At 53.7% G+C, this 962-nt stretch carries 1 protein-coding gene; it reads right to left on the reverse strand.

Annotated elements, in window-relative coordinates; genetic code table 11:
• Positions 1 to 962, reverse strand: a 962-nt coding sequence (gene tuf, locus FDX24_RS00045; protein WP_137363624.1) for an elongation factor Tu, incomplete at both ends; no start/stop codon positions are given.

Below are 962 nucleotides of genomic sequence, written 5' to 3' on the forward strand. Positions count from 1 at the left end.
GCAACAACGCCCGCACCTACAGTACGGCCGCCTTCACGGATTGCGAAACGCAGACCGTCATCCATCGCGATTGGGTGGATCAGGGTAACAACCATTTTGATGTTGTCGCCCGGCATTACCATCTCTACGCCTTCCGGCAGTTCGATGGTACCAGTCACGTCAGTAGTACGGAAGTAGAACTGCGGACGGTAGCCTTTGAAGAACGGAGTATGACGGCCGCCTTCGTCTTTGGACAGAATGTACACTTCAGATTCGAACTTGGTGTGCGGCTTGATAGAGCCCGGCTTAGCCAGTACCTGACCACGTTCGATTTCTTCACGTTTGATACCACGCAGCAGAACACCAACGTTCTCACCAGCACGGCCTTCGTCCAGCAGTTTGCGGAACATTTCAACGCCAGTACAGGTAGACTTGGCAGTCTCTTTGATACCAACGATTTCAACTTCTTCACCAACTTTGATGATACCGCGTTCTACACGACCGGTAACAACGGTACCACGACCGGAGATGGAGAATACGTCTTCGATTGGCAGCAGGAACGGCTTATCGATAGCACGTTCTGGTTCCGGGATGTAAGAATCCAGGAAGCCAGCCAGTTCGATGATTTTCGCTTCCCACTCTGCTTCGCCTTCCAGCGCTTTCAGAGCAGAACCACGAACGATCGGAGTGTCGTCGCCCGGGAAATCGTACTGAGACAGAAGTTCACGAACTTCCATTTCTACCAGTTCCAGCAGCTCTTCGTCATCAACCATGTCGCATTTGTTCAGGAACACGATGATGTACGGAACGCCTACCTGACGACCCAGCAGGATGTGCTCACGAGTCTGCGGCATCGGGCCGTCAGTCGCAGCAACAACCAGGATCGCGCCGTCCATCTGCGCAGCACCGGTGATCATGTTTTTAACATAGTCGGCGTGGCCCGGGCAGTCTACGTGTGCGTAGTGGCGAGTCGGGGTGTCATA

Source organism: Citrobacter sp. wls716 (assembly GCF_005280975.1).
In the GTDB taxonomy this organism is placed as follows: domain Bacteria; phylum Pseudomonadota; class Gammaproteobacteria; order Enterobacterales; family Enterobacteriaceae; genus Citrobacter; species Citrobacter youngae.